This is a genomic window from Haloferax prahovense DSM 18310 (assembly GCF_000336815.1).
Classification (GTDB): domain Archaea; phylum Halobacteriota; class Halobacteria; order Halobacteriales; family Haloferacaceae; genus Haloferax; species Haloferax prahovense.
In genome coordinates this window covers 473,185-497,963 of the sequence record NZ_AOLG01000009.1, presented here as the reverse complement: position 1 = coordinate 497,963, position 24,779 = coordinate 473,185, and the positions used below count along the sequence as shown (strand labels likewise).

The 24,779-nt window shown below is 68.9% G+C and carries 30 protein-coding genes and 1 pseudogene; 14 read left to right on the top strand and 17 right to left on the bottom strand.

Annotated features, from left to right (window positions below):
• Positions 1 to 10: 10 nt before the first annotated feature.
• A pseudogene (locus tag C457_RS04945) lies at positions 11 to 1,805 on the bottom strand (NADH-quinone oxidoreductase subunit D).
• Between the two features lie 97 nt (positions 1,806 to 1,902).
• Here C457_RS04945 and C457_RS04940 point away from each other — a divergent pair.
• The gene (locus C457_RS04940; protein WP_049913385.1) at positions 1,903 to 2,565 is read left to right on the top strand and encodes a helix-turn-helix domain-containing protein; all 663 of its coding nucleotides are present in this window, start codon (positions 1,903 to 1,905) and stop codon (positions 2,563 to 2,565) included.
• A gap of 30 nt (positions 2,566 to 2,595) precedes the next feature.
• Here the strand turns inward: C457_RS04940 and C457_RS04935 are convergent, their stop codons facing one another.
• The 6 genes from C457_RS04935 to C457_RS04910 form a co-directional block, all read right to left on the bottom strand.
• Entirely contained in the window at positions 2,596 to 3,567 is a 972-nt protein-coding gene (locus C457_RS04935) for a ribose 1,5-bisphosphate isomerase (protein ID WP_008092473.1), read from the bottom strand.
• A gap of 49 nt (positions 3,568 to 3,616) precedes the next feature.
• Entirely contained in the window at positions 3,617 to 5,095 is a 1,479-nt protein-coding gene (locus tag C457_RS04930) for an AMP phosphorylase (protein ID WP_008092471.1), read from the bottom strand.
• A gap of 60 nt (positions 5,096 to 5,155) precedes the next feature.
• A complete protein-coding gene (trxA, locus tag C457_RS04925) occupies positions 5,156 to 5,581 on the bottom strand; it encodes a thioredoxin (protein WP_008092469.1) in 426 nt (141 codons plus the stop codon).
• Between the two features lie 228 nt (positions 5,582 to 5,809).
• Positions 5,810 to 6,103 carry a DUF7521 family protein gene (locus C457_RS04920; RefSeq protein ID WP_008092467.1) on the bottom strand — a complete coding sequence of 98 codons (294 nt, stop codon included), beginning with the start codon at positions 6,101 to 6,103 and terminating at the stop codon, positions 5,810 to 5,812.
• On the bottom strand, positions 6,103 to 6,477 hold the full coding sequence (locus tag C457_RS04915; RefSeq protein WP_004971053.1) for a helix-turn-helix domain-containing protein: 375 nt from the start codon (positions 6,475 to 6,477) through the stop codon (positions 6,103 to 6,105). The genes C457_RS04920 and C457_RS04915 overlap by 1 nt, the downstream gene beginning before the upstream one ends.
• Before the next feature lie 27 nt (positions 6,478 to 6,504).
• Positions 6,505 to 7,851 (bottom strand): oxidoreductase, encoded by a 1,347-nt coding sequence (locus tag C457_RS04910; RefSeq protein ID WP_008092465.1) that lies wholly within the window; start codon positions 7,849 to 7,851, stop codon positions 6,505 to 6,507.
• Between the two features lie 336 nt (positions 7,852 to 8,187).
• On the opposite strand from C457_RS04910, the gene C457_RS04905 reads away from it, so the two are divergent.
• Positions 8,188 to 9,216, top strand: a complete 1,029-nt coding sequence (locus tag C457_RS04905) for a succinylglutamate desuccinylase/aspartoacylase family protein (protein WP_008092463.1) — start codon at positions 8,188 to 8,190, stop codon at positions 9,214 to 9,216.
• A gap of 54 nt (positions 9,217 to 9,270) precedes the next feature.
• Here C457_RS04905 and C457_RS04900 read toward each other — a convergent pair whose 3' ends face one another.
• Genes C457_RS04900 through C457_RS04890 form a run of 3 tightly spaced genes read right to left on the bottom strand, consistent with a single transcriptional unit; the run spans position 9,271 to position 10,893 of the window.
• Positions 9,271 to 9,501, bottom strand: a complete 231-nt coding sequence (locus C457_RS04900) for a hypothetical protein (protein WP_049913402.1) — start codon at positions 9,499 to 9,501, stop codon at positions 9,271 to 9,273.
• Between the two features lie 26 nt (positions 9,502 to 9,527).
• Positions 9,528 to 10,046 carry a macro domain-containing protein gene (locus C457_RS04895; protein ID WP_008092459.1) on the bottom strand — a complete coding sequence of 173 codons (519 nt, stop codon included), beginning with the start codon at positions 10,044 to 10,046 and terminating at the stop codon, positions 9,528 to 9,530.
• Position 10,047: 1 nt separating this feature from the next.
• Positions 10,048 to 10,893, bottom strand: a complete 846-nt coding sequence (locus C457_RS04890) for an aldo/keto reductase (protein WP_008092457.1) — start codon at positions 10,891 to 10,893, stop codon at positions 10,048 to 10,050.
• A gap of 120 nt (positions 10,894 to 11,013) precedes the next feature.
• Between C457_RS04890 and C457_RS04885 the strand changes: the two genes are divergently transcribed.
• The 8 genes from C457_RS04885 (at position 11,014) to C457_RS04855 (ending at position 17,444) form a co-directional block, all read left to right on the top strand.
• On the top strand, positions 11,014 to 11,700 hold the full coding sequence (locus tag C457_RS04885) for a YqjF family protein (RefSeq protein WP_008092456.1): 687 nt from the start codon (positions 11,014 to 11,016) through the stop codon (positions 11,698 to 11,700).
• 122 nt (positions 11,701 to 11,822) lie between these two features.
• Complete coding sequence (locus C457_RS04880; protein WP_008092453.1) at positions 11,823 to 12,269, top strand: hypothetical protein; 447 nt, start codon at positions 11,823 to 11,825, stop codon at positions 12,267 to 12,269.
• Between the two features lie 106 nt (positions 12,270 to 12,375).
• Complete coding sequence (locus tag C457_RS21010; protein WP_004043988.1) at positions 12,376 to 12,501, top strand: hypothetical protein; 126 nt, start codon at positions 12,376 to 12,378, stop codon at positions 12,499 to 12,501.
• The gene (locus tag C457_RS04875; RefSeq protein ID WP_008092452.1) at positions 12,498 to 13,535 is read left to right on the top strand and encodes a metallophosphoesterase family protein; all 1,038 of its coding nucleotides are present in this window, start codon (positions 12,498 to 12,500) and stop codon (positions 13,533 to 13,535) included. Before C457_RS21010 ends, C457_RS04875 begins: the two co-directional genes overlap by 4 nt.
• Positions 13,526 to 14,302, top strand: a complete 777-nt coding sequence (locus tag C457_RS04870; RefSeq protein WP_008092451.1) for a DUF7260 family protein — start codon at positions 13,526 to 13,528, stop codon at positions 14,300 to 14,302. Before C457_RS04875 ends, C457_RS04870 begins: the two co-directional genes overlap by 10 nt.
• 81 nt (positions 14,303 to 14,383) lie before the next feature.
• The gene (locus tag C457_RS04865) at positions 14,384 to 14,848 is read left to right on the top strand and encodes a PH domain-containing protein (protein ID WP_004972329.1); all 465 of its coding nucleotides are present in this window, start codon (positions 14,384 to 14,386) and stop codon (positions 14,846 to 14,848) included.
• Positions 14,845 to 16,725 carry a PH domain-containing protein gene (locus tag C457_RS04860; protein WP_008092450.1) on the top strand — a complete coding sequence of 627 codons (1,881 nt, stop codon included), beginning with the start codon at positions 14,845 to 14,847 and terminating at the stop codon, positions 16,723 to 16,725. Before C457_RS04865 ends, C457_RS04860 begins: the two co-directional genes overlap by 4 nt.
• A 23-nt stretch (positions 16,726 to 16,748) precedes the next feature.
• Positions 16,749 to 17,444 carry a carbonic anhydrase gene (locus C457_RS04855; protein WP_008092449.1) on the top strand — a complete coding sequence of 232 codons (696 nt, stop codon included), beginning with the start codon at positions 16,749 to 16,751 and terminating at the stop codon, positions 17,442 to 17,444.
• Between the two features lie 34 nt (positions 17,445 to 17,478).
• Here C457_RS04855 and C457_RS04850 read toward each other — a convergent pair whose 3' ends face one another.
• Positions 17,479 to 18,138, bottom strand: coding sequence for a bifunctional 4-hydroxy-2-oxoglutarate aldolase/2-dehydro-3-deoxy-phosphogluconate aldolase (locus C457_RS04850; protein ID WP_008092448.1), 660 nt, complete (start codon positions 18,136 to 18,138; stop codon positions 17,479 to 17,481).
• 204 nt (positions 18,139 to 18,342) lie between these two features.
• On the opposite strand from C457_RS04850, the gene C457_RS04845 reads away from it, so the two are divergent.
• Both C457_RS04845 and C457_RS04840 read left to right on the top strand, forming a co-directional pair.
• Positions 18,343 to 19,407 carry a S1C family serine protease gene (locus tag C457_RS04845; protein ID WP_008092447.1) on the top strand — a complete coding sequence of 355 codons (1,065 nt, stop codon included), beginning with the start codon at positions 18,343 to 18,345 and terminating at the stop codon, positions 19,405 to 19,407.
• 58 nt (positions 19,408 to 19,465) lie between these two features.
• The gene (locus tag C457_RS04840; RefSeq protein WP_008092446.1) at positions 19,466 to 19,867 is read left to right on the top strand and encodes a hypothetical protein; all 402 of its coding nucleotides are present in this window, start codon (positions 19,466 to 19,468) and stop codon (positions 19,865 to 19,867) included.
• Positions 19,868 to 19,879: 12 nt separating this feature from the next.
• Here the strand turns inward: C457_RS04840 and C457_RS04835 are convergent, their stop codons facing one another.
• From C457_RS04835 to C457_RS04810, 6 genes are all read right to left on the bottom strand, one after another.
• Positions 19,880 to 20,311, bottom strand: a complete 432-nt coding sequence (locus C457_RS04835) for a universal stress protein (protein ID WP_008092445.1) — start codon at positions 20,309 to 20,311, stop codon at positions 19,880 to 19,882.
• A 133-nt stretch (positions 20,312 to 20,444) separates the two neighbouring features.
• Positions 20,445 to 20,666 (bottom strand): hypothetical protein, encoded by a 222-nt coding sequence (locus C457_RS04830; protein WP_008092444.1) that lies wholly within the window; start codon positions 20,664 to 20,666, stop codon positions 20,445 to 20,447.
• Positions 20,667 to 20,870: 204 nt separating this feature from the next.
• Positions 20,871 to 21,065: a hypothetical protein gene (locus C457_RS04825; protein WP_004971074.1), complete on the bottom strand. Its 195-nt coding sequence runs from the start codon at positions 21,063 to 21,065 to the stop codon at positions 20,871 to 20,873.
• Positions 21,062 to 22,831, bottom strand: coding sequence for a b(o/a)3-type cytochrome-c oxidase subunit 1 (locus tag C457_RS04820; RefSeq protein ID WP_008092443.1), 1,770 nt, complete (start codon positions 22,829 to 22,831; stop codon positions 21,062 to 21,064). The genes C457_RS04825 and C457_RS04820 overlap by 4 nt, the downstream gene beginning before the upstream one ends.
• A complete protein-coding gene (locus C457_RS04815; RefSeq protein WP_008092442.1) occupies positions 22,831 to 23,370 on the bottom strand; it encodes a cytochrome c oxidase subunit II in 540 nt (179 codons plus the stop codon). The genes C457_RS04820 and C457_RS04815 overlap by 1 nt, the downstream gene beginning before the upstream one ends.
• On the bottom strand, positions 23,371 to 23,598 hold the full coding sequence (locus tag C457_RS04810; protein ID WP_004044002.1) for a hypothetical protein: 228 nt from the start codon (positions 23,596 to 23,598) through the stop codon (positions 23,371 to 23,373).
• A 165-nt stretch (positions 23,599 to 23,763) separates the two neighbouring features.
• Here C457_RS04810 and C457_RS04805 point away from each other — a divergent pair, with 165 nt between their 5' ends.
• Both C457_RS04805 and C457_RS04800 read left to right on the top strand, forming a co-directional pair.
• The gene (locus C457_RS04805; RefSeq protein WP_004972354.1) at positions 23,764 to 23,982 is read left to right on the top strand and encodes a hypothetical protein; all 219 of its coding nucleotides are present in this window, start codon (positions 23,764 to 23,766) and stop codon (positions 23,980 to 23,982) included.
• A 1-nt stretch (position 23,983) separates the two neighbouring features.
• Positions 23,984 to 24,778: a sulfite exporter TauE/SafE family protein gene (locus C457_RS04800; protein ID WP_008092441.1), complete on the top strand. Its 795-nt coding sequence runs from the start codon at positions 23,984 to 23,986 to the stop codon at positions 24,776 to 24,778.
• Position 24,779: the final 1 nt, after the last annotated feature.

Sequence of the window (24,779 nt, the reverse complement as noted above, 5' to 3'; positions counted from 1 at the left end):
CCACCGCCGATTACCGGTCTACTTCTCCCATTATCGTATCGAGACTCCCGAGCGCAGCGATGAGGTCCGGGATGTACTCGCCTTCGGCCATCTCGGGGAGTGACTGGAGGTTCGAAAACGAAGGGCCGCGAATCTTGAACCGCGCCGGGGTGTCCGTGCCGTCGGCGCGGATGTAGATGCCGAGTTCGCCCTTCGCGGCTTCGACCGCGCGGTAGACCTCGGTGTCGTCGTCCGGCTTGATGGTGCGCGGGACGTTCGACTGGATGGTCCGCTCGTCTTCGGGCCAGTCTTCGAGGAGGTCGACGCACTGCGCGACGATTTTGGCCGACTCCTCGACCTCCCGGAGGCGGACGAGCAGGCGCGCGAAGTTGTCGCAGTCGTCCTCGACGGCGACCTCCCAGTCGAGTTCGTCGTAGTAGCCGTAGGGGTCGTCGCGGCGAAGGTCGTAGTCGATGCCCGAGCCGCGGGCGACCGGCCCCGTCACGCCGTAGTCCTTCGCCACCTCGGGCGGGAGGATACCGGTTTCGAGCGTTCGGGCCTGCAGAATCTCGTTTGCCGTCAGGAGGTCGTGGTACTCCCGCAGTTTCTCGGGGAGGCCGTCGACGAACGTCCGAATCTTCTCGAAGAATTCCTCGCGGGGTTCCGGGAGGTCCCAGACGACCCCGCCGAGCCGGAAGTAGTTGAACATCAGCCGCTGGCCCGTGAGGTCTTCGAGGACGTTCTGGACGAGTTCCCGGTCCCGCATGGCGTACATGAACGTCGCGGTGAAGTCGCCGACGACGTCGAGGGCGTACGCGCCGACCGCGAGCATGTGCGAGAGGATACGGCTCAGTTCGGCCGCCAGCGTCCGGAGCACCTGCGCGTACTCGGGCACGTCGATGTCCGCCAGCGCCTCGGCGGTGCGGGCGTAGGCCCACTCGTTCAGGAGGCCGCCGCCGCCCCAGTCCCAGCGGTCGGGGTACGGCATAATCTGGTGCCGGTAGGTGCCCCGCTGGCACATCTGTTCCTCGCAGCGGTGGATGTAGCCGATGTCCGGCTCCACGTCGGCGACTTGCTCGCCGTCCAGCGTGACCTGCAGGTGCATCACGCCGTGGGTCGCCGGGTGGTGCGGCCCGATGTTGAGAAGCATCGTGTTCGAGCTGGCCCGGCCGTCCTCGGCCAGCGGGTTCGCGTTCTCGTCGTACCGGACCACCTGCGGGCGCGTCTGGTCGTAGTCCAGCCCGAGCGGGTGACCCTGCCACGTCTCCGGCAGGAGGATACGACGCAAGTCCGGGTGTCCCTCGTACTCGATGCCGACGAGGTCGTACGCCTCTCGCTCGTGCCACTCGGCCGTCCGGAACACCGGCGCGGCCGACTGGCTGACGGGGTCGGTTCGGGGCGTCGGGACGACGACGCTCGCCTCTCGGGTCGGGTCGTCGTACGACTTCAGGTGATAGATGGACTCGTAGCGGTCCTCGTACTCCTGGGCGGTCACACACGAGAGGTGGTCGAGGCCGAGGTCGTCGCGGAGCGTCGAGAGCGACGACTGCACCNTAGATGGACTCGTAGCGGTCCTCGTACTCCTGGGCGGTCACACACGAGAGGTGGTCGAGGCCGAGGTCGTCGCGGAGCGTCGAGAGCGACGACTGCACCGCGTCCGGGCGAACCTGCACCGCGGGCGCGTGAACGTGCGCTTCGGTGGCGAGGACGGCGTCGCCCAACGCCCGCCGGAGCGCGTCGGCGTCGAGGGGACCGGAGGCGTCGTCGGCGAGCGCGGCGGGGTCGGCGTCGGACTCGGGGGGCTGCTGCGGGCGTTCGAGTGACATGACGGTTGACATCCGCCCGTTCGTCCGGTCGTCGGTTCGTCGTTCTGCCTCACGAGTGCGGCCGGTTTTTATGTCGCAGTCGAATCAATTCGCCGGCATGAAATCGGTCAGGCTTCGCTTCACGCCCGACGACGAACAGTTGCATCCGATGCACGAGTTCGTCGTCGAACACGAGGCGTTCGAGCGGACCGAACTCCACCACTGGAACCCGACGGTGACCGACAGGAACACCATCGTCTTCGAGGTCTTCGGGACCGACGTCGAGGCCTACGAGGCGGCGCTCGCGGAGACGGAGCGCATCCTGTCGTACGAACTCTCCCAGCTCCCCGGCGACTCCTTTTTCATCGTGGTCGACGAGCGGCTCGACGCGGCGGGAACGAGGCAGACGGCCGCCGTCACGCGGGGCGGTCTCATCGTCGTCCCGCCGGTCGTCTTCGACGGCGACGGAACGGTCTCGATGACGCTCGTCGGGACCGACGAGGCGCTCCAGTCGGCGGTCGAACAGCTCCCCGAGGGCCGCGGCCTCGAAGTCGTGCGGGTGAGGGAGTACACGGGGCCGGGGAGCGTCTCGGCCGGGTCGCTGTCGCCCCGCCAGCGCGAGGCCATCGAGGTCGCCGTCGACTGCGGCTACTACCGCGAGCCGCGGACCGGGTCGGTCGCCGACGTGGCCGCGCGGCTCGACTGCTCGACGAGCACCGCGGCGGAGCACCTGCGAAAAGCGGAGATGAAAGTCATGGCCGACCTCGTCGGCCGGTCGTGACTGCGGGTCGGTTCGCGACGACGTCTCCGCCTACGGTTCGGCCCGCGGCGACGGCTCCGCCCACGGCTCAGAAGTGCCCTCGCCGAACAGTTCTCGCATCAGGATGACGATGCTCTCCGGCGGGAACTGCCCGCGCTCGGTGACGATGGCGTCCACGTATCGCGGCGGCGTCACGTCGAACGCGGGGTTCTTCACGGTGGGGGTTCCGAGGTCCGCGAGCGTGTCGTCGTCGACGACCTCGGCGGTGTCGCGCATCTCGATATCGACGGTGTGACCGGTCATCGTCCCCGGATGGAGTTTGAGCGTCTGCGCGGCGACCATGATGGGCGACCCCCGCTCGCGTGCGTTGACCGCGAGGCCGCTCGTCCCGATTTTGTTGATGACGCTTCCGTCGGCCGCGACGGCGTCCGCGCCGACGAGCACGTGGTCCACGTCGTTGAGGTAGCGGCGGGCCGCCGAGTCGACGATGAGCGTGACGGGCACGCCCAGTTCGTGGAGTCGCTTCGCGGTGATGTGTCCCTGATTTCGAGGCCGCGTCTCCTTGACGACCGCCTCGATGTGCTTTCCCTGCTCGACGGCCGCCTCGACGCACGCCAGCGCGTCCGTGGAGTGGCAGTGGGTCATGATGGTGTCGCCGTCGCGGAGGCGGTTCGCGCCGACCTGTCCGAGGTCGGCCTGCGCCCGTTCGAGCCGGGCGCAGAACTCGTCGGCCGAGTCGACGACGTTCTGTCGGAGCCCCTCGACGGTCGTACTCGACATGTCGCGGAGGACGTACCGGAGGGCGTTGGGGAGGCTCACGGCCGTCGGCCGCGTCTCGTGGAGCGTCCGGGCGGTCGCGCGGAGCTCGGCCCGGAACGCCTCGGCGTCGGCGGCGTCGCTCTCCGTGGCCTGTGTCCGGAGCGCCCGCGCGGCCGCGTCGGCGATGGTCGCCGCGCCGCGAATCTCCATCGTGTCGATTTCCGTCGCGGTGCGTCGGACCTCGGAATGTACGCGGTCGTCCATGCGGGAACTACGGGCGTCGAATGGAAAAAGGTCGCCGCGGAGACGGCGTTCAGACCCGGTCGACGAGCGCCTCGTCGGGGTGTCGCACCCGGACGGTCTCGACACGCTCTGAGAGCGCCTTCGCGTCGGCGAGTTTGTCCTCGGACTCGGCGTGGACGGTAAACAGCGTCTCGCCGCTGGCGGCCATCTCGCCGACGCGGCGGTGGAGTTCGAGGCCCGCGCCGGGGTCTCTCGGCGCGCCGGCCCGGCGAGCGACCTCGTTGACGAGGCGGTTGTTGACGTGGGTGACCACGCCGTCGCGGTCGGCGCGGACCGCGACGGTGTGTCGGCCGGGCGAGAGGTCCGCCGCCTCCACGTCGGGGTCGCCGTTCTGCGCGGCGAGTATCTCGCGGAAGGTCTCTTCGGCCTGCCCCGAGTCCAGAATCTCGGCGGCGTCGGCGTCGACGCCGACGGACTCGAACAGCACGTCGGCGAGGCGAATCGCCTTCACCCGCAGGTCGTTCGGGCCGCCGCCGGCGAGCGTGGCGAGGACCTCGCGGGCTTCGAGCACGGGACCGACCCCGCGGCCGACCGGCGCGACCCCGTTCGTGATGGCGCACTCGACCGCCATCCCGAGGTGGTCGCCGACGCGGTTGAAGTCCTTCGCGAGTTCGCGCGCCTCGGCGAGGCTCTCGACTTTCGCGCCCTCGCCGTAGGGGATGTCGACGACGACGTTGGTCGAGCCGGCGCTCTTCTTTTTCGAGAGGACGGAGGCGATGAGCTGCCCCTTGGGGTCGATAGAGAGCGGCGTCTCGGCGCGGATGATGCGGTCGTCGACCGGCGAGAGATTCACCGCGCCGCCCCAGACGAGACAGCCGCCAGTCTTCCCGACGATATCGCGTATCTCCGCGACGGAGAACTCCACGTCGCAGAGGACCTCCATCGTGTCTGCGGTACCCGCCGCGGAGGTGACGGCCCGCGAGGAGGTCTTCGGAATCTTCAGCCCCGCCGCGGCGACGATGGGGACGAGAATCGGCGTGACGCGGTTGCCCGCGACGCCCCCGATGGAGTGCTTGTCGGCGATGACCGGCTCTTCCCACGTGATGGTCTCGCCCACGTCCGCCATCGACTCCGTGAGGTGCATCGTCTCTTCCATCGACAGCCCGTTCGTGTAGATTCCAGAGACGTACGCCCCGAGTTCCACGTCGGCGAGGCGCTCCTCGTAGATGTCGCGGACGAGTTGGGACAGTTCGTCGGCTTCGAGTTCGATGTCGTCGAGCTTCTTGCGGATGTAGTACACCGAGTCGGGTTGCGGCGCGACCGAAACCTCGACCTCGCCCTCGATGTGACCGAGCCGGCGCGTCACGCCGAGAGTCCCCTCAGAAACGAGTTCGTCCGTCAGCTCCACGATGGCGATGGTCGTCCGCCCGTCTCGCCGCAGTTGGACGCGTTCGAGCGCGTGGACCCCGAGTTCGGCCGCGTCGCTCTCGTTCAGGAGGACCGTCGGCGACCGGGTTCCGATGTCGATGGGTTCGGCGAGGAGTTGCATACCCGAAGGTCGGACGAGAGCGTCAATAAATCGACCCCGAGTCTCGGGGGGAGAGAACGCTTACGCGAGGTGGGATTCGACGAGGTTCTTCAGGTCGTCGTAGCCGCGGACGCCCACGAGCTGTTCGACCGCCTCGCCGTCGGCGAAAAGCACCATCGTCGGGACGCCCCGAACCTGGTACTGTGCGGCGAGCTCCTGGTTCGCGTCCACGTCGACCTTGGCGACCGCGGCGTCGGTGTTCTGCGCGAGTTTCTTCACCGTGGGTTCGAGCATCTTGCACGGACCACACCAGTCCGCGTAGAAATCGACGAGCACCACGTCGTTCGTGGAGACGACGTCTTCCAGGACCTCAGCGCCGTCGACGTGGACGGGCTCCGAGGGGGAATCTGCGGCTCCTTTCGCCGTGCTTCCGCCGTCGCCGCGGAGATTGGATTCGAGCTGTTCGCGTTTCTGCTGCCGGATATCGTTCAGTTCGTCGTCGGACATACCTACTGGTACCGGCCGCTACCTAATAACGGTTTTGCACAATTTAGGCAATAATATCTGCGACCATTGATTCGTGGTGACGAGCGGCACGCTCCGGGATATCGCTGTGGTTCACGACCGAGAGACGTGACAGAAACGGCGGGGGCGCGACCGCGAGTTACGGGCTGGTTCGAAGGCGGTTCGATTGGACTCGGTCGGGGCCATCCGAGAGCAGCCTCCCGAACCAGCTCAGTCGACGTACAACGAGTAGGTGATGACCGCGAAGCCGACGAGCGTCAGCACCGAGTCGAAGAGCAGTCCGGTGGCGAGGTCGACGTTGAGAATCACGTCGAGCGCGCCGCCGAGCATCGCGCCGAGCGTGACGACACCGAAGCCGAGCGCGAGCGCGCGGAGCGACGCCGCCCCGGTGTTCCGGTACGCCTTGTAGCTGAAGTAGGTGATGAGCCCGCCGAGGACGAGGATGCCCGTCTTGACGACGATGATCATCGTCGTAATCGTCGGCGAGGCGCTGAGGTGCCCCATCAGGTCTCCCTCCGGACCCGCGACCAGATGTCCGCGAGGCGTTCGTCGGGCGTCTGCTCCGGGCGGCCGACCGCGACGTCGAAGTCGCGGTCCTCGTTGAGAGCGATTCGAACCTCGTCGAAGGCGACCTCGTAGGTCGTCGCGTGGTGACCGTCCGCGCGAATCTGGGTCCCCTCGGCGAGGAGCGCCGCGTCGGTGAGCAGGTCCAACTTCCTGTACGTCGTCGAAAGCGGGATGTCACACGTGTCTGAAATTTCACTTGCCGTCATGGGTTCTTCGAGTCCTCTGATGATGGCTCGTGCGTCCGCGTCGTCGAGCGCGTCGAGCACCGCCGTCAGTTCGGCCGACTCCATCGCGGACCGGTCGCGCGCCATTACCCAGATTGACCGACGAGAGCCTTATTAACCCACCGGGTCGGGCTCGTCGTCGTCCGCCGTCTCGGTGTCTGTGTCGTATGCTCCCTCCATTCTGAGGGTTCCCGCGCGAGCCAACACGTCGGGCGTTCGACAGACGCCCGGCGCGCCCGTCGCCTGCGGCACCGCGCAGTTGTTGCAGTTCTCGCAGACGACCCGTGTGCCGGCCGGGACATCGCGGCCGAGCAGTCGCGCGGGGAGTTCCGGTTCGGCGTAGAACGGCCGAGCCATCCCGACGGCGTCGCAGGCGTCGCCGAGCAGCCGGTCGATTTCGCCGCGCTCGCGGATGCCGCCCTCGCAGAGCACGGGCACCGAGACGGCGTCGCGGACCCGGCGGCACAGGTCGGCGTTCCACGCCGGGTCGAAGTCATACCACGCCGCCTCGATTCGGTTGCCGAGTTCGACGAGTCGCGCCCGAAGCGGGCCGCCGAAGGCCGCGGCGTAGCCGTCGCGGTAGCGGTCGTCGCGCCACGCGCGGGCCGGGAACGACCCGCGGACGATGCTCGCGTCCCAGAACACCGACCCCGAAACGGGGACGAGCGCGTCGTAACCCGCCTCGTCGAGTCGACGACAGATTTCGACCGCGTCGTCCTCGGTCAGGCGTCGGCGGATGCCGGGCGGCGCGGCCGTCTCCGCCGGCACTTTCGTCATGAGCGGCACGTCGCCCACCTGCGAGCGAACCTCGTCGGCGACGACCTCCAAAAACCGGACGCCGTCGCCGAACTCGTCGTCCCGGCGGTTGTAGAACGGCGAGAGGAACTGGTGGACGATACCCATGTTCGCGCCGGCGACGTGGACCACGTCGTAGCCGGCGTCGACCGCCATCGCGGCGGAGCGACCGAAGTCGGCCGCGAGTTCGTACACCTCGTCGGTCGTCATGACGCGCGCGTCGTAGTCGAGAAAGCCGAGGGCGTCGAGGAGTCTGAGGAGTCGCGGCGGCCGGGAGACGGCGAGCTGTTGCAAATCCGGGTGGTCGCGCCGGTACTCGGCGTGCCACGTCTCCATGCTCCGCAGGCCGCCGTACTCCAACTGGACCGCGACGGCCGCGCCGTGGTCGTGGATTCGCTCGGTCACCGCCGACAGCGACGCCGCGAACTCCGGGTCCGCGATTCGCGTCATCCCCGGCGCGGCGCAGCCACCCGTCTCGCGCACGATAGTCGCGCCCTGACAGATGAGTCCCGCACCGGCCCGCGCCGCGGGTTCGAGTTCGGCCGCGAGGCGCTTGGGGGTCTCGGGACCGGTGCCCGCACATTCGAGCACCGGCGCGCGGTAGAGCCGGTTTCGGAGCGTGAACCCGCCGATGTCGAGCGGGTCGTCGAGCCGAGGAGTCGCCATGAGGACGACATGGCGCGCGAGCGACGTAAATCGACGCGACGGTCGTCGCCGCGTCAGTTCACCAACGGGTCCTGCCGCCGATATCGATAATCGCGCCGCAGCGCCCGCACTCCGACACCTGCAGGGGGTCCGAGCCGGCGTGTCGGACGACCACGCCACCGGGACCCGTGGGGGAACCGCACCGCTTGCAGACCGGACGTTTCGCCGTCATCTGTGGATACACATCTCTCGAGGAGACAGACGACTGCGGCGGAGATAGCCGTATTGTCCCGCGTCTGTCCGGACGAGGCCCGAAGCCGGTCAACCTTCTTACCCGTCGGCTCCGATGAACGTCCCATGGACCCCGAACCGTTCAGGTACGACTCGGAGGTGCCGCCGGGCGAGGTGCGACACCTCAGGTACGAAATCAGCGAGACGTACCTCGGCGACCCCGTCGAGATACCCGTCACCGTCATCAACGGCGAGCAGGGCGGGCCGTCGGTCTTCATGACCGCGGCGCTCCACGGCGACGAACTCAACGGCGTGAAGGTGATGCAGGAGGTCGCGAGCCGGTACAACCCCGCCGACATCCACGGGACCATCGTCTGCATCCACGTGGCGAACGTTCCGGGCTACCTCGCCCAACAGCGCTACATCCCCATCTACGACCTCGACCTGAACCGGTCGTTCCCCGGCCGCGACGGCGCGAACACGGCCGAGCGCATGGCGAACCAGATCTACCGTCGGTTCGTCGAGCCCTGCGACCTCGGCATCGACTTCCACACCTCGACGCGCAACCGGACGACGATGTACCACGTCCGCGCCGATATGAACCGCCCCGAGGTCGCCCGCCTCGCGCGGTCGTTCGGCGCGAACCTCATCCTCTCGGGCGAGGCCGAGGCGAGTTCGCTCCGCACCGTCGCCACGAACGACGGGATTCCGACCATCACCGTCGAGATGGGCCGCGCCCACCGCTTCCAGCCCGCGATGGTCGACCGCGCGCTCGAAGGCGTCGAGAGCGTCCTCGCCGAGTACGGCGTCCTCCCGGAGAAGCCGGTCAGTTGGCCGGGCTGGACGCGCGTCATCGACTCCGCGACGGACAAGACGTGGCTCCGCGCCGACGTTGGCGGCCTCGTCGAGATGCAGTACGGCGACGTGCCGCTGGTCCACGAGGGCGACACCATCTGCACCATCTCTGACCACTTCAAGACGAGAGACAAGCGCGTCTCGGCCCCCTTCACAGGGCTCGTCGCCGGCGTCCTCCAGAACCCGGTCGCCGCGCCCGGCCACCCGCTTTGCCACCTCGTCAGCGTCGACGACGCGACGCTCCGCGAGATAGAGCGCGAAATCGAGGCCGGCGAGTTCACGGAACGCCCGTGGAGTTAGGCCGGACGCGTCGCTTGCGCCTCCGCACCCGCTCGCCACCTCACTCTCACTCAGTCAGTCGTCCGCGCCGACCTGCTCGTGAGTGTGGTGGAAAAACCGGACGTGCGGCCGCCCGTCGCGTTCGACCGGCTCGAAGCAGACGCGACGGTACCGCTCGTTGTCGAGGAGATTGACGAGCAGGCCGCGGTCGTGGAGCGAGACGGAGTCGTAGGGCGTCGAGCAGACGGGGCACAGCACCGGGTCGGCGTCTTCGTCGGCGGCTCCGTGGGTTTCGCCCGCCGACAGGTCCGAGTCGGCCGTGTCGCCCACTGTTATTCCTCCGTCGCCGCCCCGACCGCGTCGGCGACCCGCGAAATCGTCTCGAACTCGTCGTCCGCGTAGGCGATGAACCGAACGTCGCGGAGCGAACTCGGCTCGAACGCCCGGAGTTCCTCGCAGATGAGTCGCGCGCCGTCGGCGAGGTCGAACCCGGCGATACCGCAACCGAGCGCCGGAATCACGAGCGACTCGCAACCGCGGTCGTCCGCGGCTCGCAGGGCGTTTCGCGCGGCGTCGCGGATGCTCTCGGCGGTCGCCCGCCCGTCGCCGTAGTGCGGCATCGCCGCGGCGTGAATCACGACCTCTGCGTCGAGGTCGAAGGCGTCGGTGACGGCGACCGCACCGAGGTCTCTCGGCCCCTTCGCCATCGCGGCCTCGTTCAGTTCGGGGCCGCCGCCGCGACGGAGCGCGCCCGCGACACCCGGCCCCATCCGAAGGCTCGTCCCAGCGGCGTTCACCAGCGCGTCGGCCGACTGAGCGGCGATGTCGCCCTGCACGACGGTGAAGTTCATGTCAGTCGAGTCGGTCCATGTCCTCGTCGTCGAGGTCGATGTGGGAGGCCGCCACGTTGTCGCGGAGGTGCGAGACGCTCGACGTACCGGGGATGGGAAGCATCACGTCGGAGCGGTGCAGGAGCCACGCGAGGGCGACCTGCTGGGGCGTCGCGTCGTGTTTCGCCGCGACCGCGGAGACGGCGTCGGCCCGGTCGCCGAGGTCGCCCGCGCCGAGCGGGTACCACGGGATGAAGCCGATACCGTACGCCTCGCAGGCGTCGAGGCTCGCCTCGAACTCGCGGTCGCCGACGTTGAAGCGGTTCTGGACCGTGGCGATGTCGACGATGTCGCGCGCCTCGTCGAGCTGTTCGACCGAGACGTTCGAGAGGCCGACGTGCCGAATCAGTCCCTCGTCTTTCATCTCGGCGAGCGCGTGGACCGAGTCCTCGAAGGCGACGTGCGGGTCGGGGCGGTGGAGCTGATAGAGGTCGATGGTGTCCACCCGAAGGCGGTCGAGGCTCCCGAGGACGGCGTTCCGGAGGTAGTCGGGGTCGCCGTTTGGCATCCAGTCGCCGTCGGTGTTGCGGAGTAGTCCGCCCTTGGTGGCGACTACGAGGTCGTCCGGATAGGGCGCGAGCGCCTCGCCGATGAGGCGCTCGGAGACGGCGGGGCCGTAGGAGTCCGCCGTGTCGATGAGGTCGATACCGTGGACGAGCGACTCGTGGAGGACCTTTCGCGCGTTCTCCACGTCGTCGGGCTCGCCGATGATGTCGTCGCCGGTGATGCGCATCGCGCCGAAGCCGAGTCGGTGAACCGTGAGGTCGCCGCCGATGTCGAACGTGCCGCTTGCGTTTTCCAGTCCCATGGGCGGGGATTGGTCGCCAGACAGGAGTTCGTTTCGGCGGGGTGGGCGGACGACGGCCGTGCGTTCGCGGTGCCCCGGAACCGCCGAAACCCACACCCGTCGTCGGTCCTAACGGCCGCTATGGACCTCCTGTCGATGCGCTGGCGGCACACGCTGTTCGCCCACTGGCCGGTCGACCCCGACCTCGTGGAGCCGCGACTCCCCGACCGGCTCTCGGTGGCGACTCACGACGGGCGGGCGTGGCTCGGCGTCGTCTCGTTCGACATGACGGACATCCGCCCGCGCGGGTCGCCCATCGGACTGGGGTTCCCCGAGGTGAACCTCCGGACCTACGTCGAACCCGCCGACGGCGGCCCCCGCGGCGTCTACTTCTTCACCCTCGACGCCGCGGACCGCCTCGGCGTGGCGATGGCCCGACTGGGCTACCGGCTCCCGTACCACTACGCGAACATCTCGGTGGAGGAGCGAGACGGCGCGGTCGACTACGAGAGCTACCGGCCCGCGACGGCCGAGACGCCGGGAGCGCGGTTCGAGGCGACCTACCGACCGACCGGCGAGGTCCGAACCCTCGAACCCGGCTCGCTCGACGCGTTCCTCGTCGAGAACTACCGCTTTTACACGGACGACTGGCCCGTCGTCATCGGCGACATCGACCACGACCCGTGGCCGATACAGGACGTGGAGGCGGAGATTCGCGCGAACACGATGTTCGAGGCCTGCGGCTTCGACCACCCCGACGGCGACCCGATACTCCACTACGCGGCCGACCTCGACGTGACGGCGAAGCCGCCCGCCGTGCTTCGCTGAGGTCGGTGCCCCGGCGGTGACTCGCTGACTCGCTCACGCGCCGTCGTCCGCATCCAGCTCCCCGCCGGTCCCGACCGAGCGAAGGTGAAACCTTCAAGCATCGCTGAACTAACCCGACGGACATGGCACTCATCGACACCGTGATGGCAACGCTCCACCTCGTCGTGGGCGGCCTCTGGACGGGGAGCGTCCTCTTTTTCGCGCTCGCCGTGTTGCCGACCGCCCGCGCCGGGAACATCCGCGCCGCCGCGTTCGAATCGGTCGTCTCGCGCCTGACGATGTGGTCTCGCGGGGCCTCGCTCGTGATGTTCGCGACCGGCGGCCACCTCGCCGGCACGCGCTACACGGTCGACAGCCTGTTCGGCTCCGGCCGCGGCCACCTCGTCCTCGGGATGCTCGTGCTCTGGTTCGTCCTGACCGGCCTCGTCGAAGTCGGGCGGGCCCGCGCCAAAGACGGCCTCGCGGAGAAGAAGGTCCGCACGCCGGCCGAGAAGGCCGCGCCGTTCTACCTCGGTGCCGCGCTCGTCGCCGTCTTGCTCCTCGTCGACGCCGGCCTGCTCCTCAACTGACGCCGGAGCCGACTCCCGAGGACTCCGTAGAGTATCCATATCTACGTTCGAAAATATATATTCTGTACGACATGTTTATCATCTCGGTCCGGGTGAGTCCACGTGTATGCACGGGGACGAGACGCGCGCCACCGAGTCGCCGCTTCGAATCGAGTTGTGTCCCGACACCGGGCGGATACGCGTCCACCGGGAGACCGCGCTGGGGACGTTCACGCGGACCATCGACCGATGAGCCCGGACGCCCCGCCGACCATCGGGGAGACGCCGGTCGGGAAGTCGGCCGAGCGAGGTCCCGGACCGGTGCTCGCGCGCCTCGCACGACCGGTCTCTGAGACGCCGACCCGGCTCGCGGTCGTCGCCGACCCGCACGTCACCCCGACAGGGTCCGGCACGTGGAAAGTCTACCACCGGAGCGAGACGCGGCTTCGGACCGCCGTCTCGACCATCGCCGACCTCGACGTCGACGCGACGGTCCTCCTCGGCGACCTGACCCGCGACGGCCGCCCCGAGGAGTACGAGGTCGTCGAGGAAATCATCCGCGACCTGCCGGGGCCGCGGGTCGCGGTCCCCGGCAACCACGACGTGCCGAAGCGCTGGGACGACTACGACGCCCCGACGCCGGCCGAGTTCGCGGCGCGCTACGCCGACGACGCCCTCCCGTTCGTCCGTCGGGTCGGCGGCGTCGACATCGTCGGCCTCGACTCCGCCAGCGGCGGCCCGGACCTCACCCTCACCGACACCCACGAGGGGGCCGTGCCCGACTCTCAACTCCGCTGGCTCGACACCGTCCTCGCTGACGCGGCGACCCCGGTCGTCGTCCTCCACCACAACGTCTTCCACCCTCGCCGCCACACCGGCCAGTTCCCCGACGCCGACTTCTACCAGCTCCGCAACGCCGACGAACTCGCCGCGGTGCTCGCGCGCCACGACGTGCCGCTGGTACTCTCCGGGCACATCCACTGGCCCGCGACGGCCGTGAGAGCCGGTGTCCGCGAACTCATCGCCCCGGCGACCTGCTCGTTCCCGCAGTCGTTCGTCGTGGTCGATATCGACCGCCGCGGGACGACGGTTCGACTCGTCCCGCTCGCGGGGCCGAAGGGAATGGCCGAGGCGTACACCCTCGCCGCCAGCGGGGCCGCCCACGGGCAGGGTATCGCCGCGCACGCCGACCGCGGACACCTGTCGGCGCTCCCACTCGTAGACGAGCGGACGCCGCCCGGGCGGGTCGTCGGCTCGGACGTTCCGGGGGCGGTTCGATGGCGGTGAGCCTCGACCGCCTCGACGACGCCCGCAGCGCCCTCCGCGCCGAGCGCCGCCGCTGTGTGGACGAGCGCGAGGCGTTCCGGGCGTTCCGCCGGGAGGTCGCCGCGTCGCAGGCGACGGCGTCGGCTCCGAATCAGGCCCCCGCGGCCGCGACGCTCGTGGGCCAGCGGGGCGGGCGAGACAGGACCGACGCGGCGCTCTCCGGCCTGCGTCGGAGCTACGAGCGGACCGTGATGTCCGTCCCGCACTACGACGAGGAGTACGGCGACTCCTTCGAAGCGAGCCTCGCCGCCGAGTTCGGCCCGGACGTGGCGACCGCGTTCCGGTCGGCGAGCGTCCTCTCGCCGCCGCTCCGGCGGACCGTCGCCGCGGCGGCCGCGTCGTCGCGAGACGAGCGCGAGAAGTTCATCGAAGTCGTCGACGAGGAAACCGAATCGGTGGCGTCGATGCGCGGCGATATCGAAGACCTCCTCGAACGGCTCGACGACCTCGACCGGACGCCGCTGTCCGAACGCGGCTTCGACGCGCTGGTGACGCTCTACGACGACCTGTCCGCGCTCCGCGAGCGGCTCTCGGAGCTGGTCGCGGCGCGACAGGAGACGATTTCCCACCACCGACGGGCGCTCTCCGGGCTGGTGCCGGACGTGACGGAGTTCTTCTACGCCGACCTGTCGGTCCGGTATCCGGTGCTCGCGACGCTCGCGGAGGTCGGCGCGACGCTCGACACCGCGACCCGCCGGGTCGAACGCCGCCTCGCCGCCACACCGTAGGCCGATTCCCGCGGCCACAGTTATTTACCCGTTCGAAGAGACGCCGGAGTATACGATGTTCACGCGCTCGGAGGGATTCCCGTGAATCGCCTCCACCCCCGTATCCGTCTCCTCTGGGTCGCCCGAGCGGTCGTGTTCGCGCTCGTCGTCGGCGGCGTGGCGACCGCGGCGACGCTGTTCGCGCCCGTCTCGATACCCTCGTACGTCCCCGTCGCGGTCGGCGGCGTCTTCCTCGTCGTCGGCGTCGCCGTCGCCTTACTCCGGTATCGGGCGTGGGGCTACGAGGTCCGCGACGACTCGCTGTATCTCCAGCGCGGCGTCCTCACCAAGGTCAATACCGTCGTCCCGTTCGTCCGGGTCCAGCACGTCGACTCGACGCGCGGCCCGCTCGAACGACTCGTCGGCCTCGCGTCGACTGTCGTCTACACCGCCGGCTCCCGCGGCGCTGACGTGTCGATTCCCGGACTGACGCCGGAGGGCGCGGAGGACCTCCAAGACCGACTGAAGCGCCTCGCAATCGCGTCCGAGGGCGACGACGCGGTATGACCCGGCTGTCGCCGCTTTCGGTTCCCTACCGGGCGGTCCAGCGCAGCGCCAGCGTCGTCTTCGCGCTCGCCTTCTTCGCCTTCACCGGCGGGACCGCCTTCGGCGGTTTCCTCGGCGGCCTCGGCTCGGTCGCGCTCGTCGGCGTCGCTGTGGTCGCAATCGCCGGCTACGAACTCGCATACTTCCGTCGGTTCGAGTACGAACTGACGCCGGACACGCTGGACATCCGCTCGGGCGTGTTCTCCCGGCGTAACCGCGAGATTCCCTACCGTCGCATCCAGAACGTCGACATCTCTCGCAACGTCGCCCAGCGGCTGGTCGGCATCGCCGCCGTGAACCTCGAAACCGCCGGCGGCGGCGAGACCGAGGGCAGTCTCCGCTTCGTCAGCTACGAGGAGGCTCGTCGCATCCAGTCGGAAGTCGCCCGCCTGAAACGCGGCGGTACCGACGGCGACGCGCCCGAACCCGAACAGGAACTGCTGTTCGAACTGACCCCCCGAGAGTTGGCCATCGTCGGCGCGCTGTCGTTCGACCTCCGACTGCCCGGTCTCGTCTTCGTGTTCGGGTCGACCGCCTTCCCCATCGTCGCCTCGTACGTGGACGTGCCGGTCCCCGCCGGGAGCGTCGCGGCCGCGGGCGTCGGCGTCGTCGCGCTGGGGCTCCTCGTCGCGCTCGTCTCGTGGGCCGCCGGCTTCGCCTCCGCGGTGGTGAACTACTACGGCTTCCGTCTGACCCGCGTCGGCGACGAACTCCAGTACGAGCGCGGCCTCCTCCAGCGCTACAACGGGTCGATTCCGCTCGACAAGCTCCAGACGCTCACCGTCGAGGACAACCCACTGAAGCGGCGGTTCGGCTACGCGACGCTCCTCGTGGAGACGGCGGGCTACGCCCCAAGCTCCGACGGATCGAACGGGTCGGGCGGCGGTCGCGGCTCCGAGGCGGCCATCCCGCTTGCGACCCGCGACCGCGTGCTCGGCCTCGTCGCCGACCTCGAGGGCGTCGAGGAGCCGACGTTCGAAGGACCGCCGACGCGCATCCGCCGGCGCTACGCCGTCCGGTACTCGCTCGTCCTCGGCGCGGCGACTCTCGCGCTCTACGGGGCGAACCGATTCCTCCCGCAGGAGATTCCGTGGTTCGTGCCGCTGGCGCTCGTCCCGGTTGCGGTCGTCGCCGGCGCGCTCCAGTGGCGGCACCGCGGCTACGCGCTCGCCGAGAACCACTTCGTCACCCGAAACGGCTTCTGGAAGCGCGAGATGCGCTTTGTCCCCTACTACCGGGTCCAGACGGCCATCGAGCGGCGGACGATTTTCCAGCGCCGCTGGCGCGTCTCGACGGTCACGGCGGACACGGCCGGGAGCATCTCCCTCGTCGGCGGCGACGCGACGGCCGTGGACATCGAAGTCGACGACGCGGCGGAGCTCCGGGAGACGCTGAACGACCGCCTCCGCGAAGCGCTGGCGGCGCGCCGGGAGGCGCGACAACAGTCCCGGCAGGCCGCGCTCGGCATCCGCGCCGCGGAGCCGGGCCGCGACCCCGACGAATCGGACTCGGGCTCGACCCCTGACGACGAGACCGACGTGAGCGAGACGCCCGAGTTCGTCGAGGAGGCCGAACCCGCGGTCGGCGGGGGCGACGAAGACGCTGAGGAGGCCGGTGACGGCGACGAAGTCGAGGCGGACGACCCCTTCATCTGGGGCGAGTCGGTCGAGTCCGAACCCGGACCCGGTCCCGAGTCCGAGAGCGAGAGGGGCGACGGAGCAGAGACCGACACCGACAGCGACACCGACAGCGACACCGACTCCGACTCGGACGACGCCGACGACACCGGTGACGCCGACGACACCGAGGAATCGAGCGACGAGCGGGGAGCTATATAGACGCGCGGACGCAACCTACACCAATGACGCGAACGGTGCTGGAGTCACTCTTGGCCGGGAACGCACGGCACGTCGAGAGCCTCGCCGCCGACCACTTCGACGGCGTGCGCGAGGCGCAGTCGCCGGCGGTCGTCTCGGTGAGCTGTTCTGACTCTCGCGTCCCGGCCGACGCTGTCTGGAGCGCCGACAAAGCCGGCGAGCTGTTCACGTCGGTCAACGTCGGCAACCAAGTGTGGACCGAAGTCGACGGGAAACTCGTCGTCAACGACGCCGTCGGCTACGCCGTCTCGGCGCTCAGGACGACCGACGTGGCCGTCCTCGGGCACACGGGCTGCGGCGCGGTGACGGCCGCCTACGAGACCGTCGCCGGCGGGAGCGTCGGGGACCTTCCCCCGGCGGTCGAAGCCGCCGTCTCGCGGCTCGTTCCGCTCGCCGAGGAGGCCCGCGAACTCGGCGTGTTCGACGCGGACACGCCGGGCGGCGAGGCGGTCAACCGACTCGTCGAGTACGCGGTCGTCCGGCAGGTGGAGTACCTCACCGAGAGCGACGAGGTGCCAGAGGCGACCGACTGCTGGGGCTTCGTCTACGACTTCCAGCGCGTCTACGGCGACGACGACGGCGCAGCCTACCTCGTCGCGGCCAACGGCGAGTCGGACCCCGACGCGCTCGCGGACGTGGTTCCCGCAGGGTTCGAAGAGCGCGTGCAGTCGATTCGGTAAAAGCGATTGATGGGTGGTCAGTTCGGGTTCGGACTCAGTCGTCCCGAGCGTCGTCGATGACGGTCGAGAACTCGCGGGCCGTCTCGGTGATGACCTCGAAGTCGCCGTTTTCGATGGCTTCGCCGTCCATGAGCGCGCCGCCCGCGCCGACGACGACCGCCCCGGCGTCGATGTAGTCCGCGGCGTTGTCGAGGCCGACGCCGCCGGTCGGCATCATCGGAATCTGCGGGAGCGGCCCCTTCATGCTCTTGAGGTGGCCGGGGCCGAGCGAGGAGGCGGGGAACACCTTCACGAGGTCCGCGCCCGCGGAGTACGCGTCGACCGCCTCGGTCGGCGTCATGATGCCCGGCGCGACGAGCGTCCCGTAGCGGTTGCAGGTCTCGACGACGCCCTCGTCGAAGTTCGGCCCGACGACGAACTCCGCGCCGGCCTGGATGGCCGCGTTGGCGGTCGGCGCGTCGAGGACGGTCCCGGCCCCGACGATGGCCTCGCGGTCCGAGAAGGACGCCGATACCTCGCGGATGAGGTCCATCGCGTCGGGGTTGTCGGCCGTGATTTCGTAGGCGGTGACGCCGCCCTCGTGGAGCGCGTCGGCCACGTCGATGATGGTGTCCGCATCCGCGCCGCGCATCACCGCGACGACGCCGCTGTCGGCGAGTCGTTGCATGTCCTCGTGTACGTCGAGTGCGACCATTGCTGTCTCGACGTTTACTACAGATAGTATTAAATTGGGGGTCTCGCGGCATCGTTTCGCTCGCGACCCGCGGCCGCCGCTCCCGACCGCTCCGCCGCCCGTGACAGTCGTGTTGGCTGTCACCGTGCGACACGCTCAAATCCGCTGGGCGCTAACCCGAGGTAAGCGACGCCCCGGCGGTATGTGCCGTCTCGTCGCACCACCATGCCAACGTATCCCGATTTCGAAGCGCTGTATCGCGACGTCATCCCCTCGGTCGTCTCCGTCTACGTCGGCGGCCGCCGACGCCCCGGCGGGGCGGGGAGCGCCTTCGTCTACGACGACCGGCATCTCGTCACCAACGAGCACGTCTCTCGGCTCGCCGACGCCAGCGACGCCGGCCGGGTCGAACTCCGCTTTGCCGACGGGTCGTGGCGCGTCGGCGAGGTCGTGGGCGCGGACGCCTACACCGACCTCGCCGTCGTCGCCGTCGACGACCTGCCCGAAGACGCCGCGGCGCTTCCGCTGGCGACCGAGAACCCCGCGCCGGGACGCTCGGTCGCCGCCCTCGGGAACCCGCTGGGACTCGACGGCTCCATCTCCGCGGGTATCGTCTCGGGAGCGAACCGGTCGCTTCCCACCTCGAACGGGTTCGCCATCCCGGACGTGGTCCAGACGGACGCACCCATCAACCCCGGGAACTCGGGCGGGCCGCTCGTCGGATTCGCCGCCCCCGAGGGCGACTCGACCGCTGACGGCGGCGACACCGCCGACCCCGCCTACGAGGTCGTCGGCGTCAACCGCGCTAAACAGGGCGACAACATCGGCTTCGCCGTCTCGCCCGTCATCGCCAACCGCATCCTTCCGGCGCTCGTCGCCGACGGTCGCTACCGCCACTCGTACCTCCGGGCGCGCACCCTCGACGTGACGCCGACCGTCGCCGAGGTGAACGGCCTCGACGCGCCCCACGGCGTCCTCGTCGTCGACGCCGCCGGTGCCGACGGTGACGAGGGATTCCTCCACGGCTGTCACGAATCGGCCGACTACCGCGGTTCTCCGATTCCCGTCGGCGGCGACGTGCTCGTCGCCATCGAGGGCAACCCGGTCCGCACCCACGAGGAACTGATGCGCTACCTCATCACCGAAACTCGCCCCGGCGAACCGGTCGCCGTCGGCATCGTCCGCGAGGGCGACCCGCTGACGCTCGTCGTCGAACTCGACGAGCGCCCCGCCATCGACCGCGACGACCGGACTGGCGGGGACGGCGGCAGTCGCATCCCCGTGGAGTAAGCGGACCGCGACCGGACGAGAGAATAGAACTTTGACAGTTCCGGACGAACGTACGACTGTGCCTCCGACATCTACGACGCCGGCGGATGGCGGCTCGAACGTCGTCCCGCCGGACAAATCGCTGTTCGCCGAAATCGCGCCGCTACGGCTCGCCGTCGGCGTCGTCTTCTGTGCGTTCGCCGTCGGCGCGGTCGCGCTCGGCTGGCTCCCGCCGATGAGTGCCGACGTGGTCGGTATCGCGCTCCTCTGTGTCGTCTTCCTCGCCGGGGGATTCGTCCCGTTCAACGAGACGCTCGCGTTCTACGTCGCGCAGGCCGCCGCGTTCCTCGTCTGGGGCGCGCTCCGGCTCGCAGTCGACGGCTTCGACGTGATTCCGCTCCTCTTGGGCGCGGCCGGAGCCGTCGGCCTCGCGGTCTACGGCCGGCGGGCGCTCCGCGACGGACTCAGGGCGCTGGTCTGAGTCGGGGTCGGTTCACTCTCTGACCGTCAACACCGGCACGTCGGCGAGCCTGACGACCCGCTCTGTCGTGCTTCCGAGAACCGCGTGTTCGAGACCGGTCCGGCCGTGCGTCGCCATCACCACGAGGTCCGCGTCACCCTCGTCGGCCACGTCGAGTATCTCCCGGTACGGCACGCCGACTCGGACCGTTGTCTCGCAGGGGACGCCCGCGTCCGCGGCGAGCGACGCGACCTCTTCGACGGCCATCTCGGCGGCGTCGCGGAGGCTCGCGCGCACTCGCTCGACCGGCACGTCGGCGGCCGTCCACAGCCCGAGGTCGCCGACGTCGATGACCGAGAGGGCCCGAATCGACGCGTCGTAGGCGCTCGCGAGGTCGATGGCGCGACGGGCCGCCGCCCGGGAGCGGGCGCTGCCGTCGGTGGGGACGAGAACGGTGTCGTACATGTCATTCCATTGGTGTTCGGTCGATATCGCTTTTCGCCTTCGCGTCAGGGCAATCGGGCGGTGCGGTCGCTCAGCGGGTCGGGAAACGGAGAACGGAGGTCAGCGGAGCCGGTCGTGCGGTCGGTGCGATCGCTCAGATACGGGTTCGGGGCCGGGGAACGACCTTCCGGACGCCCGCGGCGGCCGCGACGAGCAGGCCGCCGAAGAGGACGGAGACGAGGAGTTCCGGCGCGACGGTCAGGCCTTCGATACCGCCGAACGTTGCGAACAGCGCGTAGCCGGCGACCGCCGTGAGGACGATACCGATGACGACCGCGAGGCCGATGCCGGCCTTCATCAAGTCGAGGTTGCTCATGATCGCTTGTACCTACGCGGGACTATCGAATATAAACGGAGACTGCTTCCCAGCGACCGGGAAACTGACCGGGCGTCTTCCACGCTATCGCGGGGGTTTTATACCGGTACGGGGCTCGTCGCGTGGCGGTACTGCGGCGACGAATCGGAAACTCAGGCGTCGAAACGAGCGCCCGGCCTGTCGAAACGTTGTTCGAGTCGTCGGTTACGCCGCCGACTCCGACCCCTCGCCGTAGAGCCCGTACAGCACGAACAGCAGGGCGAGAAAGAGGAACTCGATGACCGCCACGGCGATGAGCGGGAGCTCCACGTTGAAGAAGCCCGCCACCGTGCGCAGTTCGATGGCGACGGGGACGCTGAACGCGATGAGGATGAGCGCCCGCGCCTTCGTGAGCTTCACGCGACGACCCCCCAGAGGGTGTTGAACGCGCTCGTGACCGTCGTCAACACGAGGTCGAAGCCGGCCGAGACGGTCGCCGGGACGGGGAGGCCGCCGCCGAACAGTCCGCCGCCGTTCTGGATGATGCCGGCCAGCGGGAGCGTGTACGCGAGCACGACGAGCACCGCCGCGATACCGGTCCACATCGCGAGGTTGTCGAGGATGCGCGGGCTCCCCTCGGGCCCCGAAAGCGGCTCGGGGAGGTGCGAATCGACCGGCCGGTCGGACTCCTCGCCGAGCGAGGTCAGGAGGATGTTGAACAGGAACAGCACCACCGACAGGAACAGGAGCGTCCCGCCGAGGGCGATCTGCACCCGAAGCTCGAAGATGCTCCCGATGGGCGTCAGGAACTCGAAGTTCTGGTACTGCGGTTCGGCGGTGCGCCGCGGGATGCCGGCGAGGCCGGCGCGGTGCATCGCGTTCGACATGAACACCATGCCGACGAACCACATGATGACCTGCAGGAGGCCGATGGGACGGCTGTAGAGCTTCGTGCCCGTGACCTGCGGGACGAGCCAGTACGAGCCGGCCATCATCGTCAGCGCGACGGCCGTGCCGACGGTGAGGTGGAAGTGCCCCGGCACCCACAGCGTGTTGTGGATGAGGTAGTTGATGTTCATCCCGGCGTTGATCATGCCGGAGAAGCCGCCGGCGGCGAACATCGCACCCGCGAGCGCCATGCCGGTGAAGGCGGGGTCGCGCCACGGGAGCGCGCCGAGCCAGCGGAGGTAGCCCTTACCGCCGCGCTGGCGCGCGCCGTGTTCGACGCTGGCGACGACCGTGAACGCCGTGAGCAGCGACGGGAGGAGCAGGAACATCGTGTTCGTCATGGCGATGAACTTGAAGCCCTCCGCGATGCCCGGGTCGAGGTACTGGTGGTGAATCCCGACCGGGGTCGAAAGCAGGAGGAACAGGAGGAACACCACGCGTGCCAGCGGGTCGCTGAACAGGCGACCGCCCGCGAGTTTGGGGAGCACGGTGTACCAAAGCAGGTACGCCGGCATCAGCCAGAAGTAGACGATGGGGTGGCCGAAGTACCAAAAGAGCGTCCGCGTCAGAAGCGGGTTGACGCTCTCGATGAGACCGAGCGACCACGGGATGAGGAAGAACACCACCGAGACGGCGACGCCGAGGGTGGAGATGTACCACATAATCATGGTCGTGAGGACCATGAACGTCTGCAGCGGGATGCGCTCGTCCGGGTGGTCCTGTCGCCACGCGCGGTAGGAGAGGAACCAGTCCGCGCCGGAGAGCCACGTCCCGACGATGAACATCGCGAGCCCGATGTAGAATACCGGGTGGGCTTGGAGCGGCGCGTAGAACGTGAACAGCACGTCCGCGCTCATGCCGAGGTTCGGGACGAAGCCGCCGAGGATGGCGATGGTGGCCAGAACCGCGCCCGTCGTCATCAGGCCGACCCACGCCCACGAGAACAGCGCGCTCTCGGCGGGTCGGTCGAGGCTTCTGGCGACCGCCCAGTGGAACACGCCGCAGAGGAAGAAGATGGTAAATACGATGGCGAGCAGCACGCCGTGGCCCGTCAGCATGGTGTAGTAGTCCGCCGAGTCGATGACGCGGAGGACGTTCGTTCGGTGGAGCGCCTGAACGAGGCCGAAGAAGGCACCGATGCCGAGCGAGACGAACGCGATGAGGAAACTCGCCTTGATGACGGCCGCCTCGTCGGGGAACTTATCGACGAACTCGCCGCCGCCGGATGCGGTCGCCATCAGTTCTCAGCCTCCCCTTGTGCCTGCTGTTGCTCGTACCAACTGTCGAATTCTTCCTGTTCCATAACCACAATCTTCCCTTCCATCACGTGGTGGCCGGAGCCACAGTATTCGTTGCACAGCATCCCGTACTCGCCCGGCTCGCCGAACTCGACGGTGAACTCCGCGACCTGCCCGGGGATGGCCATCGTGTTCGCGTTCGTGCCGACGACCTCGAAGCCGTGGATGACGTCGGCGGCGGTCACGTGGAACGTGACCGTGCTGCCGGCGGGAACGCGGAGCGGCTCGGTCGTGCCGGGTTCGAAGACGAACTGGCGAGCGACGACGTACACGTCGTAGCTGTTCTCCCCGTTGCGTTCGATGCCGGGGTCGCCGAACTTCGGATGCTGGTCGAGCGTCGCCGGGTCGACCGTGCCGCCCTTGTCGTCTATCATGTCGATACCCGCGCCCGCGGCCCCGTAAGTAATCGTCCCGATGAACCCGACGATGAGGACGAGCGCCAGCGCCAACCAGAGTTTCTCGTAGGCGTGAATCTCCATCTATCCCACCACCGTGAGGCCCCGTCCGAGGAACTCGACGAAGTACATGAACACCCACATGCCGATGAGAATCGCCATGTAGATGAGGACGAGCACGAGCGTCCCGACCGGGTCGAAATCGTCGTGTCCGAGTTCGCGAACGATGCCGTCGTCGGCCGTCCCGACGATGGAGTCGACCGGGGGGTCTGCCTGCCCGGAATCACCTTGGGAATCCGCGTTTGCTGGCACGCCTCCGTCGGTGGAAGTGCGCGCGGCAGAGGACGCGGCTCCCTCTGCTGTCGAATCAACGGCCATACCCGGTCATGAGGAATAACGGGACTTTAACGCAACTCCCCATTCCAACGCGGTGGGAATGGGCGAAATCAGAAACACCGTGGTCGCGAATGGACCGGTATGGAACTCACGCCACGACGCGCCGGAACCGTCGCACTGCTCGCGCTCCTGCCAGCGGTCATCTTCGGCGTGACGAAAAACCCCCTCGCGGGCGTCGTCACGGCCGTCAACGTGCTCCTCATCTCCGCGGTCATCTACTTCCTGATGAGCCCGACCGAGGGCGGCCACGGTCACGACGGCGACGGCGACGCCGAGACCGACGGCGAACACGCCGCCTGAGATGGACGGCGGCATCTCGCTCGGACTGCCGGCCGCGACGCCCGAGGCCGTCGCGTTCCTCCTCGTCGGCCTCTTCGGCGGGGCGCACTGTCTCGGGATGTGTGGCCCGCTCGTCAGCGTCTACGCCGACCGCCTCGCCGACCGCGAGGGCGTCGATAGCCGGTCGCTCACACTCCGGCAGGTCCGCCAACACGCCCTGTTCAACGTCGGCCGGGCGCTGAGTTACGCGGCCATCGGTGCCGTCTTCGCCCTCGTCGGCGGGCTGTTCTTCGACGCGTTCGACTCGGTGACCGCCATCGGGAGCGGCGTCCGCGCGACGACCGGCCTGCTCGTCGGGGCCGCGATCATCCTCACCGGCGTCGGCTACCTCGTCGGGCAGTCGGCCGCCATCGACCGGTTCACCCCGACCGCGGTGACGAGCCTGTTCGGTCGCGTCAGCGGGTGGGCGACCGCGCGGGTCGATAGGCTCGTCGGCGGCCCGCGAATCCTCGGCCTCGGGGCGATTCACGGCCTGCTCCCGTGTCCCATCATCTACCCGGCGTACCTCTACGCTTTCTCGACAGGCGAACCGCTCCGGGCCGCCGCCCTGCTCGGCCTGCTCGGCCTCGGGACGGTACCGACGCTGTTCCTCTACGGGACGCTTCTGGGCCGCGTCTCGGCGCGCCGGCGGGCGACGCTCCACCGGGCGCTCGGGGCGGCGTTCCTCGTCCTCGGCTACATCCCGCTGTCCCACGGGCTGATGCTTCTGGGCGTGTCGGTCCCGCACCTTCACGTGCCCTTCTACCAACCGTTGTGAC

Coding starts and splice junctions, on each gene's coding strand:
- C457_RS04940 (WP_049913385.1), top strand. CDS start 1,903: ATGAAATCGGTCAGGCTTCGCTTCACGCCCGACGACGAACAGTTGCAT.
- C457_RS04935 (WP_008092473.1), bottom strand. CDS start 3,567: ATGGACGACCGCGTACATTCCGAGGTCCGACGCACCGCGACGGAAATC.
- C457_RS04930 (WP_008092471.1), bottom strand. CDS start 5,095: ATGCAACTCCTCGCCGAACCCATCGACATCGGAACCCGGTCGCCGACG.
- trxA (WP_008092469.1), bottom strand. CDS start 5,581: ATGTCCGACGACGAACTGAACGATATCCGGCAGCAGAAACGCGAACAG.
- C457_RS04920 (WP_008092467.1), bottom strand. CDS start 6,103: ATGGGGCACCTCAGCGCCTCGCCGACGATTACGACGATGATCATCGTC.
- C457_RS04915 (WP_004971053.1), bottom strand. CDS start 6,477: ATGGCGCGCGACCGGTCCGCGATGGAGTCGGCCGAACTGACGGCGGTG.
- C457_RS04910 (WP_008092465.1), bottom strand. CDS start 7,851: ATGGCGACTCCTCGGCTCGACGACCCGCTCGACATCGGCGGGTTCACG.
- C457_RS04905 (WP_008092463.1), top strand. CDS start 8,188: ATGGACCCCGAACCGTTCAGGTACGACTCGGAGGTGCCGCCGGGCGAG.
- C457_RS04895 (WP_008092459.1), bottom strand. CDS start 10,046: ATGAACTTCACCGTCGTGCAGGGCGACATCGCCGCTCAGTCGGCCGAC.
- C457_RS04890 (WP_008092457.1), bottom strand. CDS start 10,893: ATGGGACTGGAAAACGCAAGCGGCACGTTCGACATCGGCGGCGACCTC.
- C457_RS04885 (WP_008092456.1), top strand. CDS start 11,014: ATGGACCTCCTGTCGATGCGCTGGCGGCACACGCTGTTCGCCCACTGG.
- C457_RS04880 (WP_008092453.1), top strand. CDS start 11,823: ATGGCACTCATCGACACCGTGATGGCAACGCTCCACCTCGTCGTGGGC.
- C457_RS21010 (WP_004043988.1), top strand. CDS start 12,376: ATGCACGGGGACGAGACGCGCGCCACCGAGTCGCCGCTTCGAATCGAG.
- C457_RS04875 (WP_008092452.1), top strand. CDS start 12,498: ATGAGCCCGGACGCCCCGCCGACCATCGGGGAGACGCCGGTCGGGAAG.
- C457_RS04870 (WP_008092451.1), top strand. CDS start 13,526: ATGGCGGTGAGCCTCGACCGCCTCGACGACGCCCGCAGCGCCCTCCGC.
- C457_RS04860 (WP_008092450.1), top strand. CDS start 14,845: ATGACCCGGCTGTCGCCGCTTTCGGTTCCCTACCGGGCGGTCCAGCGC.
- C457_RS04855 (WP_008092449.1), top strand. CDS start 16,749: ATGACGCGAACGGTGCTGGAGTCACTCTTGGCCGGGAACGCACGGCAC.
- C457_RS04850 (WP_008092448.1), bottom strand. CDS start 18,138: ATGGTCGCACTCGACGTACACGAGGACATGCAACGACTCGCCGACAGC.
- C457_RS04845 (WP_008092447.1), top strand. CDS start 18,343: ATGCCAACGTATCCCGATTTCGAAGCGCTGTATCGCGACGTCATCCCC.
- C457_RS04835 (WP_008092445.1), bottom strand. CDS start 20,311: ATGTACGACACCGTTCTCGTCCCCACCGACGGCAGCGCCCGCTCCCGG.
- C457_RS04830 (WP_008092444.1), bottom strand. CDS start 20,666: ATGAGCAACCTCGACTTGATGAAGGCCGGCATCGGCCTCGCGGTCGTC.
- C457_RS04820 (WP_008092443.1), bottom strand. CDS start 22,831: ATGGCGACCGCATCCGGCGGCGGCGAGTTCGTCGATAAGTTCCCCGAC.
- C457_RS04815 (WP_008092442.1), bottom strand. CDS start 23,370: ATGGAGATTCACGCCTACGAGAAACTCTGGTTGGCGCTGGCGCTCGTC.
- C457_RS04805 (WP_004972354.1), top strand. CDS start 23,764: ATGGAACTCACGCCACGACGCGCCGGAACCGTCGCACTGCTCGCGCTC.
- C457_RS04800 (WP_008092441.1), top strand. CDS start 23,984: ATGGACGGCGGCATCTCGCTCGGACTGCCGGCCGCGACGCCCGAGGCC.